The organism is Neisseria sp. P0008.S010, from assembly GCF_051962715.1.
Lineage (GTDB): Bacteria > Pseudomonadota > Gammaproteobacteria > Burkholderiales > Neisseriaceae > Neisseria > Neisseria elongata.
The window spans coordinates 1-240 of record NZ_JBQCVA010000413.1; the positions used below are offsets into that span (position 1 = coordinate 1).

General features: G+C 52.5%; 1 rRNA gene. It reads left to right on the plus strand.

The features are described from left to right. Positions 1-119: 119 nt before the first annotated feature. Positions 120-240 (plus strand): 16S ribosomal RNA (locus ACTHSL_RS14135); the annotation flags it as partial.

Below are 240 nucleotides of genomic sequence, written 5' to 3' on the forward strand. Positions count from 1 at the left end.
GCAGACGTTCGAACAGATCACATGATTCAAAGTATTCGTACGCAAGTACAACGTACAGCGAGTAGGTGAGCTGGACGGACTCTGCATCTAAAGTTATTGGCCTTCGGGCCATGCAAGTTTAAGTGAAGAGTTTGATCCTGGCTCAGAGTGAACGCTGGCGGCAGGCCTAATACATGCAAGTCGAACGGCAGCACAGCAGAGCTTGCTCTGTGGGTGGCGAGTGGCGGACGGGTGAGGAAT